Source organism: Verrucomicrobiales bacterium, from assembly GCA_016793885.1.
Taxonomy (GTDB): Bacteria; Verrucomicrobiota; Verrucomicrobiia; order Limisphaerales; family UBA11320; genus UBA11320.
Map to the genome: position 1 here is coordinate 42,717 of JAEUHE010000009.1, position 10,691 is coordinate 53,407.

Annotated in this window: 10 protein-coding genes; 5 read left to right on the forward strand and 5 right to left on the reverse strand. The window is 58.9% G+C overall.

What is annotated here, in order from left to right; all coding sequences use genetic code 11:
* Window positions 1-3: 3 nt before the first annotated feature.
* The 3 genes from JNN07_01070 to JNN07_01080 are packed head-to-tail and all read right to left on the reverse strand — an operon-like array spanning window position 4 to window position 2,655.
* Entirely contained in the window at window positions 4-1,077 is a 1,074-nt protein-coding gene (locus tag JNN07_01070; GenBank protein ID MBL9166310.1) for an HlyD family efflux transporter periplasmic adaptor subunit, read from the reverse strand.
* 2 nt (window positions 1,078-1,079) lie between these two features.
* Window positions 1,080-1,766, reverse strand: a complete 687-nt coding sequence (locus tag JNN07_01075; protein MBL9166311.1) for a DUF4956 domain-containing protein — start codon at window positions 1,764-1,766, stop codon at window positions 1,080-1,082.
* Between the two features lie 34 nt (window positions 1,767-1,800).
* On the reverse strand, window positions 1,801-2,655 hold the full coding sequence (locus tag JNN07_01080) for a polyphosphate polymerase domain-containing protein (protein ID MBL9166312.1): 855 nt from the start codon (window positions 2,653-2,655) through the stop codon (window positions 1,801-1,803).
* A 534-nt stretch (window positions 2,656-3,189) separates the two neighbouring features.
* On the opposite strand from JNN07_01080, the gene JNN07_01085 reads away from it, so the two are divergent.
* A complete protein-coding gene (locus JNN07_01085; protein MBL9166313.1) occupies window positions 3,190-4,449 on the forward strand; it encodes a hypothetical protein in 1,260 nt (419 codons plus the stop codon).
* On the opposite strand, the gene JNN07_01090 is transcribed toward JNN07_01085, so the two are convergent.
* Window positions 4,394-5,110 (reverse strand): DUF2071 domain-containing protein, encoded by a 717-nt coding sequence (locus tag JNN07_01090; protein ID MBL9166314.1) that lies wholly within the window; start codon window positions 5,108-5,110, stop codon window positions 4,394-4,396. The genes JNN07_01085 and JNN07_01090 overlap by 56 nt on opposite strands.
* Before the next feature lie 24 nt (window positions 5,111-5,134).
* Entirely contained in the window at window positions 5,135-6,058 is a 924-nt protein-coding gene (locus JNN07_01095) for a dihydrodipicolinate synthase family protein (GenBank protein MBL9166315.1), read from the reverse strand.
* A 119-nt stretch (window positions 6,059-6,177) separates the two neighbouring features.
* On the opposite strand from JNN07_01095, the gene JNN07_01100 reads away from it, so the two are divergent.
* From JNN07_01100 to gnd, 4 genes are all read left to right on the forward strand, one after another.
* Window positions 6,178-7,254 (forward strand): Gfo/Idh/MocA family oxidoreductase, encoded by a 1,077-nt coding sequence (locus JNN07_01100; GenBank protein MBL9166316.1) that lies wholly within the window; start codon window positions 6,178-6,180, stop codon window positions 7,252-7,254.
* A gap of 32 nt (window positions 7,255-7,286) precedes the next feature.
* Window positions 7,287-8,003 (forward strand): SDR family oxidoreductase, encoded by a 717-nt coding sequence (locus JNN07_01105; protein ID MBL9166317.1) that lies wholly within the window; start codon window positions 7,287-7,289, stop codon window positions 8,001-8,003.
* 22 nt (window positions 8,004-8,025) lie between these two features.
* Window positions 8,026-8,583 (forward strand): molybdenum cofactor guanylyltransferase, encoded by a 558-nt coding sequence (locus JNN07_01110; GenBank protein ID MBL9166318.1) that lies wholly within the window; start codon window positions 8,026-8,028, stop codon window positions 8,581-8,583.
* 370 nt (window positions 8,584-8,953) lie between these two features.
* Entirely contained in the window at window positions 8,954-10,408 is a 1,455-nt protein-coding gene (gene gnd / locus JNN07_01115) for a decarboxylating NADP(+)-dependent phosphogluconate dehydrogenase (protein ID MBL9166319.1), read from the forward strand.
* Window positions 10,409-10,691: the final 283 nt, after the last annotated feature.

Here is a 10,691-nt window from a genome sequence, read left to right on the forward strand (position 1 = left end):
GAACTATTTTCCCGTAAACATCAGGTCGACGAACTCTCCTGGACGCAGAGTCATTCCAGCAGGAAGGCTCACCAGCACCGAAAGTGCTTTCTCCAGACGGGTATTGTCCGGCGACACCAGAGCCGGATTCAGATACTCAAACTGCGGAGCCACCTTCAACACTCGCGCGCTCGCCACCGAGCGATCCTGCCGCCGTGTCCGGACCCGAACCTCGTCGTTGACGTTGGGCATCCGATAGACCGGCTGACGGATGTATCCGATGATATGAGTTACATTCGTTGAGGTCACGATCACGATCGGATCGCCCGCCCTGACCTTTTCTCCGGGACGGAAGGACACCAGGCTAACAACCCCGTCCGCAGGAGCGATCAAGGGCACGGGACGTGCCAACACCGCCAGCTGGTTGGTATGGGCAGCGATGGCTTTGTCAATCGCCTGATCCTGCCCTAGGGCGGAGGGTGCGGAAGCGGCCTCGCGCAAACCCTTCAATTGGCCTTCGTAAGCGGTAAGCTGCCCCGCTAACTGCTCGACAGTTGTGCGCGCCTTGTCATAGGCGATGGACTTCTCGTCGAAAAATTCCTTGGAGACCAGCTTCTTTTCAAATTGGGCTTTGACGGTCTCAAACTCGGACTTCTTGAGGGTCACATCCGCCCGATTGATTTCCAGTTCGGCAGCGATTTTCTGCTTCTCCAACTCGAGGGTGGTCACCTCGAGCAGATTGCGGCTAACACTCATGCCGGTCCGCAGGCGCTCCAGTTCCAAATCCGCCAGCGCTACGGCCATCTCGGCCTGGACCAACGCGGGCTCCATGCCGAGGACCGAGCCAATTTGCTCACCCTTCCTCACGACCGTGAATGGCTCCACGGTCAACTCGGTGAGCGTGCCGTCCACCAAGCTCCTGACTTGATACTGAACTGAGGAAACCTCCCCAGTCAAACTCACCGGCAGGACCACTTGCTTCCAGATCATGGCGATGATCACCACCACAATGATGAACACCACAAAGGGGAGCAGTTGAATGCGGAACTCACGCCAGCGCTGAGCTGGGGGAACAGGGATGGGGCGCTTGTCGTCCATTGCTAGATTTCAGATTCTTCTTCCGCTTGCATGCTGGTGACCCGGGAGATGCCCTGAGTCTGACGCAACTCCGTGATCAACTCCTCGGATCGGGAAGGATCCCGGAGCAGCAACCGATAGGAGAGATCGGTGCCTTCATAACCTTCGTGGGTCCTCTGACTGGCCAAGTGAGCTTTTGCCGAGTGCCTGATCAAGACGCTGCTCAGCTCGCCCATTTCCTTGGGAGACTTTGCCCAGTGCAGGTTGACAATCAAATCATACCGATGGCGACTTCCGAACGAAGTGTACCACAAATAGAGCATCACGCCGGCACCCAAGGCACAGCCCAAGATCGCGCTCGAATACTTCTGGGTTCCCGCCGCCATCCCAATCACCAGGCTGATCAGGATGTAGGTGGTATCCAGGGTGTCCCGCAAAATGTTACGAAACCGAACGATCGCGAAAACCGCCATCATCCCGAACGCCGTCACCAGATTATTGGACAAGACCTGCATCACCAATGCGACAATCATCGGCATCAATACCAATGCGTTCACAAAGGATTTGGAATACGACAATCCCGAATGCGTGTGCATGTAAACCCACGCGATGACATGTCCACAAGCGAAGGCGAGGAGAAGCGCCAAAAGAACAGCCGGCCAATTTGTAGGAGCGGAGCCGTAATCGCCCTGAAGCAACCAGTCGAGCATAGTTTAGTTCAAAATCGCGATTTGATCGTTTAGGTTATCTCGCGGTGGAGGAGAGAGTGCCTAAATCTGGGGGTTTGGGAAGTACGATTGTAGAAAGATTTGCAGAACCCAGATCCGGAGTCAGGTCATCCAGAGCTTCACTGCGTTGGCGGGCCCGCACAAACCCAAGGTTCTCGGCACCCTCCACATATTTTGCCGCGCCACACTGCATGCAGCCAAACACCCTCACTAATTCGCCAAACCAACTCGGGAAGTGATTGGTGAACTTCAACTCAAGAATCACGTCGCGTCCAAACGGGATCACCGGGTTCTTCATCTCCGTGGAGAGTCGGGCGGTCGGCTCATAAGACGCGCGCACCACGCGGTCCAAGGTCACCCGAACCGAGTTATTGGTGGGATGCACATAGGCCTCACGCAGGTAGGCAATGTGAACCTTCGGCTTCGCGCAGATTTGCTGAGTCAGCTCGCAGAACCTCTGCAAAGAAATCAACTGCTTGGGCTCTTTGGACACCAAATGGGCATACTCGGGAATATGACCGGCCAGCAGCCACTCCACCGCATCATGCCGCACGCCCCCGCGCTGTTTCATGATGCAGTTGTTCATCCGCCGCTTAATCTCAAAGAAAACCGGCGTGTCCGGGTTGTTGTTGTAGAAACGAATCCGAAGCTTAAAGCGGTTCTTGTTGCCGTTGATGGTCTCCCGAGCCAACCGAAGATCGTCGTTGTCCAGGTAGAGGCTGTGCACCGGGTAGGAGAGATTGGGCTTCCCTTCCCCATACTCATCAAGCTCGAGATATGCCTGCACAAAATCTCGAACCTTGAGCGCCGTATCCTCATCAATGAGATACTTTTGCTCGAACCGCTGAGCTTGCATCCGATCTACCGACATATGCTTTTCTCAAGCCATCACCAAAATTCCCTACCGACTTCTTAACCGGATTTTCAATATCCAGTCTGAGAGGTTTTCTCACCTCTCGTTTCAGATCTTTTTATCAGATCTTTATATCCTTTCCCGGAGTTATTCCGAGATGGACCAACTTCAACCGAATGACCCGTCACGAGCCGACTCATCAGGACGTCCCGCGCCCAGATCCTCTCAGTAAGCCGCCCTGGAAAGGCGGCCCACGCATACCCGCTGCCGTTTCGGCCCGAGAGATGCATTTTGTAACACTATTGTTACATTCCAAAAAACCAATCGCAAATGCAAGATCGCTTCAGGTACGATGAGTATTGCCCGGCTGAATACGGATAAAGAAGCACCAAATTCTGTCTTTGCCCACAAAAAACCTTATCCGCATCCTCAGGCCCAGGGGCTTGAGTTCCGAAAGCCTACTCTAGGAACATCGCGCCGTCTCATGAAAAAGGCCAATTCAAATCACAATGAGCATTGAAAGCCCCTGCTCTCTCGTGTTTCATCCTGAGCGTGCAAACACGGTTGGTTGAAGTTGTCGGGCTGCTTAAACTGCCCGGAGGGAGTCTGGCGTGCCACTCAGCGTTGGGCCTGGCGTTGATCGGAAGTCTCATCATTACCTCCCCCGCGTCGGGACAGACCGCTGACCCGGTCCTTAAAACGTCCCACCCCCACGGATCCGTCCACTCCGCCAACTACCCCCTGTCCATCAGTCTCGTTTTTGGACAGACGGGATGGTCGGAGGATTCCCTCAAGCTATCCCTCGACGGCACCGATGTCACTGCCGCGGCACAGCTCAAGAGCAGTCTCTATACCTGGCAGCTCGAGTTGCCACTCAGCCTGGTTCGCGAGTCCCACCATTCCTACGAGGTCCGAGTGCAATCCCCGCGCCGACCCGACTTCGTCTTTTCGGCAACGTTCTCCACCGATGTCCGGGGCGCCGGCGATCTGCTGATTGAGGCCGAGGATTTCAACTACGGCGGCGGGGCGTTCAAGCCGGCCGCCGCTCTCCCAAACTACCCCGGAGGAGCCTATGAAGGCTTGGGAGCGGTGCACGCCGTTGACTATTTCCAGGCCACGGCATCCAACAGCATTAACGACAATTACCGGGTCGGAGAGGAACGAAACGTTACGATCCTTTACTCGGATAAACTGGAACGAAGCGGGTACGATCTCACCCGAAGCTGGATCGTGGTCGGCGGGCGCGCGGACTGGTTCAACTACACCCGCCCTTTCACCCGTGGTTACTTCTGGGTCTACGCTGCCGTCTCCGCCCCTCCGGAAGCAGGCAGGCTGCAAGGCTCGCTCAGCCGAGTGACCAACCCCCAGTCGACCGAACAAAGCAGCCAAGAACTGGGTCTGTTCGAAGGCGATGCGGGGGAAGGCTGGGGCGAAAACCGACTGCTGCCGCTGATCGATCCGAGCACCCAAGCGCGGGTCCCCGTGCTGATGGACGGAACGGAAACCATCCGCTACTCGGTCGGCCAGGGAGCCTTGGATTATTTAGTCTTCGTTCCCTTCTTTCCCCTCACACTGACCCCTTTGTCCCGGAACCGCATCCAACTAGACTGGACCGGGTCGGGACTATTGGAGGAAGCCTCCGATCCCGCAGGCCCCTGGGAGGCAAAGGGGGGCTACCTGATTCCCCCGGTCGAGATCATCCTGCCCGAGCAATCGTCCCGGGGATTCTATCGGCTCCGCCCACCGGCCCAACCTGTCAGTCTGCCGTCGGCCGTCCCCCATGGACCGTCACCGGAGATCCGTCCGCGATAAAGGCTGAAGCCGGCGGACGCGACAGGGGCTCCACCAGCGCATCGCCATACACGGCCGAGACATCACAATCGAAGGCGGACTCCACCGCCGACCAGATTCTCCAGGAGGGATGCTCGACCTGATACTCCAGAGTGCTTCCGTCCCTCTGAGCGGTGTATCCCCAATAGTGCTCGGTGATAAATTCATCGAGCGTGCCAGGCCGAACCACACGCGGGTTCCCCTCCCCGCGCGCAAACACCCGATTCCAACGATCTTGCACCTTCCATTCGTACGACGCCGATATCCCATCCCCCCCGGTGGTGACTTGATGCCTCATCGGATGACATACATATCGCTCGTTGTAGGCCAGGCGTGCGGTGGCGGCAATCGCCGCCTTGGGGACGATTTCCTTGATAAACACCACCCCACGTCGCCAATCATCGCCCGCAAAACGACGCACGTAGAAGCGCAGGTTCACCTCTTCAAAATCCTGATGGAAGGGCACCGAAACGCCCAGCACCCGGGTCTGCAGGAACAGAAATCCGACCACCGACACAAAGGCCCTGCCTTGATACGTGTCCAGGACCGTGCCCCGCGGAACCAGTGGCTCCAGCAGCGCGCGGTCCACCTCGTAATTCAGCATCACCAACTGCCTCCACTCGGCTGTCAAAAAGGCTCCCATGCACCCCTCCTTGCGTCCCCGCGCTCAGACGAGCTTCCACGCCTTGAAAAGGCGGCGATACTCCTCCGCCAAAAGCTCGAAGCGAGATCGGCTCTCCGACGACACCAGGATCTTGAACTCACCGATGGGCAGGCCTCGAGCCAGCGTGACGGCGGCGATATTGTAGGGGAACTCAAGTTTAGCCAGCAGCCCACCCACCTCGTTAAGCATTAACGCTTCCGGGATTTCAGCCCGCGACTTGCCCGCTCGAACCTGCTGAAACGTCTTCACCACCAAGTCTCCCACCCCGTTGGACAAACCGCTCACGACTCCGGAAACCCCCAATGCCACCGCCTCGGGTATCGCCGTATCAGACCCGGTGATCACGGAGAATCCTTTCTCAGCCCCTAATGCGACCAAATCCCGATGGTAAGCAAAGTCAGCGCCGCTTTGCTTGATCCCCAACAACGGCGCCCGATCCGCGAACGCCGCGATGGTCTCGAGCCCGATCTTATACCCGACTCGCTCCGGGAAGTTGTAAAGGAACACCGGAAGCGCGGCCGCTTCGGCGGTGCGCAGAAAAAACTCCAACTGATCGGCCGGGTTCAGGACGTAGTAGTACGGGGGGAGCAAGGACAAGGCGTCCAAACCCAAAGATTTGGAATGGCGCGCCAGCTCCAGCGCGACGCGGGGACGCAGGTCGCTCACGTTGGCCATGATCGGCAAGCCTCCTGAGTTCGCCTTAGCCACCTCCAACACACGCTTGCGCTGATCCACCTCCAAGTGGGGAAACTCTCCGGTCGTACCCAGCACCATCAACCCATCCGCCCCCCACGTGACACAGGCCTTGATGATGGAAATGAACTCCTGCTCCAGGAGCCGTCCACAGCTGTCGGTCGGGATCCATAGGGCCGGAACCACGCCGCGTTGAAGTGGATGCTTCAGAGGACCGGATGCGTCTCGATTCATGTGCAAAAATCCTAGCGTGAGCAACGAATCCAAAACAACTCGAATAAAACGGACACCCGAATAAAGCGCACTTGAGTTTATCTCCGGCGTTTCCATACTCAGCCTCTCTGAAAAGCACCATGAACTCACTCGGCATTGCCATCATCGGATGCGGCGGAATCACTCTGCAAAACCACCTCCCCGGACTCGCCCTGTGCCCGGATGTCAAAGTATCGGCGCTCTGCGATACCGATCCAGCCACCTTGGAACGCGCCCGCCAGCAGACCGGCGTTGCGGTCACCTCCACGCGCTACGAAGACATCGTCAAACGGGACGATGTCCAAGCCGTCATCATCGCCACCCCCAATTTCACACATGCTCCCATCGCGCTGGAAGCCATCCGCCACGGCAAACATGTGCTGTCAGAGAAACCGCTAGCGCTCAACGCGGCCGACGCCCTGCAGATGGCCAGTGAAGCCGACCGCGCAAACGTGCGCCACATGACGGCCTTCACTTACCGGTTCGTACCCGCCATGCGGTACCTCGCCCACTTGGTCAAACAAGGCGCGATCGGCCAGCCTTACCATTACCGCTCCTGCCGCCTGCAGGATTGGGGCACCCGCAACCTGGGCTGGCGCCAGGTCAAAAAGCTCGCCGGCACCGGAGAACTGGGCGACATGCTCTCGCATCGAATTGATTTTTCCCATCTCTTGGTGGGACGCATGAAGCGTCTGGTCGCCAACACCCTCATCGTCCACCATCAACGCCAATCAGCCCCCAGTGACCTCGACGATTGGGTGGCCATCCTGGCCGAGTTCGCGAACGGTGCCACCGGCGTTCTGGAAAGCAGCAAGCTGGCCAGCGGACGCAACGAAAGCTGGCGCAGTCTGGATTATGCGGAGATCAACGGCAGCGAGGCCTCCTATGTCTTCATCACCGGCCAATGGAACAAACTCCAAACCGGCAAGGTCGGCGGGCCGGGGCTCGAGACCATCGAGATCCCCCAGGAGTTCTACACTTGGCCTGGCTCACCCCGCGATCCCGGACAAGGGGACCCGTTGGTGACTTTCCGATACGACCAAGCCTGGGAATTCATCGACGCCATCCGAAACCAACGGCCCTGCCAACCCAGCTTCCACGAGGGAGCCCAGGCGCAGGTAGTCATGGATGCGGCCGTCCGGTCGGCCGAAACCAAGCAGTGGGTCGACCTGGCTTGACTCACCATCCCCAACCCAACCCACTATTCCTCATGAACCACGGCAATGCAGTAGTCACTGGCGCAGGCAGCGGAGTCGGGCAGGCGATCGCCATCGCCCTCGCGCAGGAGGGCTATGATGTCGCCCTCGTCGGACGGCGCGCCGAGTCACTCGAAGAGACCCGAGTCAAGGCGGGCGCACACGCCACGCGCATGCTCCCATTTGTCTGCGACCTCAGCGTGCAAAGCCAAATCGCCGAGATGGGTGCCGCCGTGCTGCAACGGTTCAAGGCCATCGATGTTCTGGTCAACGCCGCGGGCACCAATGTTCCGCAACGAAGCCTGGAGGTGCTGTCCGACGCCGATTACCACTGGATGATGAACACCAACCTCAACGGCGCTTACTTCTGCGTTCAGGCATTCCTGCCGCAGATGCGCGCGCGAAAAACTGGCACCATCGTCAACATCGTCTCCGACGCCGCCCGCCAAGCCAGTCCCAAAGCTGGCCCGGCGTATTCCATGTCCAAGTTCGGCATGGTGGGGCTGACGCAGGCGATCAACGGAGAAGAAAGGCCGAACGGCATCCGCGCCTGCGCCATCCTACCAGGGGACATCGACACCCCCTTGCTGGACAAACGCCCATCTCCTCCGCCTGCCGAGGCGCGCACGCGTATGCTCAAGGCCGAGGACGTCGCCGAATGCGCGCTGCTCGCCATCCGCCTCCCGTCACGGGCCATCGTGGAGGAGATCTTGATCCGCCCCCGCGGATAACCCTGAACACACCTACGTCCGAATGCCCCCTCGTCCCCTTCCCCGTATCGGCGCTGTCATTCTGGCGGGGGGCCTCAGCACGAGGATGGGACGGGACAAGTCGAAGCTGCGACTCGGACAGCTCACCCTGACTGGGATTCTGCGACGCACCTGTCAGGAGGCTGGCTTGGCCGTCCGGGTGGTCCGGCGCGACGCGGTGCCGCGCTGCGGTCCCTTGGGCGGCATAGTCACCGGACTCACGCGCACGCGTTCTGACGCGCTCGTGTTTCTTTCCTGCGACATGCCCTTGGTCAGCGCACGGCTGATTCGCCGTCTGGTCCGCGAGGCTCGACGCTGTCAGCAGTCCGTCTTTTTCACCGACGAAGCGGGCGTGGGCTTCCCCTGCTTGCTCTGGAAATCGAACCTTCCCCTGGTCGAGCAGCAGATCCGGCGATCCTCACTGAGTCTCCAAGCTCTCGCACGCGCCCTTTCAACTGCGCAGCTCCGGCCCACCCGCCAGGAACAGAACCAGCGCCTCAACGTCAACACTCCCTCCGAGTGGGAGGCTGTCCGTCTGAGGTGGATTCAGAAGCACCGGTGAGTCGAGCGGTGCCAACCCCGCCGGATGTGATGAGAAGTGGGCCAGATGGGTGACGGCCTGCTCGCATTCGCCCCGGTTCCGAGTCGGGGGGTGAAAACTTAGTCTGACTGGTCAGGATCGGTCTGTTGTCCCGCAATTGATCCCGCTCCACCTTCAACGAAACCAACAGCAGATCCGCTCTTTTCCCCAGGAAAAATAGGTAGCAGCCTGTCGCGACGTTTCCTACGTCATTCTTGAGTACCAATGCGGTCCAAAGCCGGACCCACCTCCGGTGGGGACAAGTCCGACAGGCTGCTAGCAAAAATCTGCTGGCACCCCCCCGCCAACCTAGTATGGTCGCTCCACACTTTCCGATTGGAATAACACTATCATGGAACCTAAAGGCGATATCGCATTGATCGGCCTGGCCGTTATGGGCCAGAACCTCATTTTGAACATGAATGACCACGGCTACACTGTCGTGGCGTATAACCGAACCGTTGCTAAGGTGGACGAGTTCCTGGCCAAAGAGGCCAAAGGAACCAACGTCATTGGCGCTCACTCCATCGAAGAAATGGTCAGGAATCTGAAGCGTCCTCGCCGGGTCATGATGCTGGTCAAAGCCGGTGCGGCGGTCGATGAGTTCATCGAACAGCTCATTCCTCACCTCGAGCCGGGCGACATCATCATCGACGGAGGAAACTCCCTCTTCGATGACACCAATCGCCGTGTCAAATACGTGGAGTCGAAGGGCTTGCTTTATATCGGCACCGGCGTCTCTGGCGGTGAAGAAGGCGCCCGCCGCGGTCCCTCGATCATGCCGGGCGGATCACCGAAGGCCTGGCCGTTTGTGAAGGACATCTTCCAAGCAGTCTCCGCCAAGGTCGAAGGCGAGGTCCCCTGCTGCGACTGGGTGGGTGAACAGGGCGCCGGCCACTACGTCAAGATGGTGCACAACGGCATCGAGTACGGCGACATGCAGCTGATCTGCGAGGCTTACAATCTCATGAAGAACGGGCTCGGCCTGACGCCCGAAGAGATGCACAAGGTGTTCGCTGAATGGAACGAGGGGGATCTGGACAGCTTCTTGATCGAGATCACCCGCGACATCCTCGGCTTCAAGGACACCGATGGCCAAGCTCTCGTCGAGAAGATCCTCGATACCGCCGGCCAAAAAGGCACAGGCAAGTGGACGGTTGTCAATTCCCAGGACCTGGGCATCCCCATTACCCTGATTGCCGAAGCCGTCTACTCACGCTGTGTCTCCGCCCTCAAGGAGGAACGTGTGAAGGCCGCTCGCAAGCTCAAAGGCCCTCGTCCCAAGATCTCGGGCGACCGCGTCAAACTGATCAACGACATTCGCGATGCTCTCTACTGCTCCAAGATTGTCAGCTACGCGCAAGGCTACATGCTCATGCGCGCAGCAGCAGCAGAGTATAAGTGGAATCTGAACTACGGCGGCATCGCTCTCATGTGGCGGGGAGGCTGCATCATCCGATCCAGATTCCTCGGCAAGATCAAGGATGCCTACGACAAGAATCCCAAGTTGAGCAACCTGATGCTCGACGACTATTTCCGCGGCGAGATCAAACGCTGCCAGAAGGGCTGGCGTAATGTGGTGGCCACCGCCGCCAAAAAGGGCATTCCAGTGCCCGCCTTCAGCACGGCCCTGGCCTTCTACGATCAATACCGTAGCGCGGTTCTGCCGGCGAACCTGCTCCAGGCTCAACGGGATTACTTCGGCGCTCATACCTACGAGCGGGTCGACCAACCGCGCGGCCAGTTCTTCCATACCAACTGGACCGGCCGGGGGGGCCAGGTCTCCTCGTCGACCTACACGGTATAAAGTCCGGTAAAGACGCTCCTCGCGGCGATTCCACAAAATCGCAGGATCGATTCCACCAGGGTGCCACGTCAGTGGCACCCTTTTTTCTTGTCTACACCCTCAGGTCGCCGGCGCGGGCTCCCACGAGCCGCCCCAGGGTTAAATGGACCCTCGGCCGTGGGAGTCATGGGCCCACTCGGAAGGTGATCAGACCAGCACACCCGTGCGCTCCCTACCGCCTTCCCGTTTCGCGTCGCGGACCAGTTCAGCTCACCCGTCAAACGCCGATAATTCCCGAGGGAGA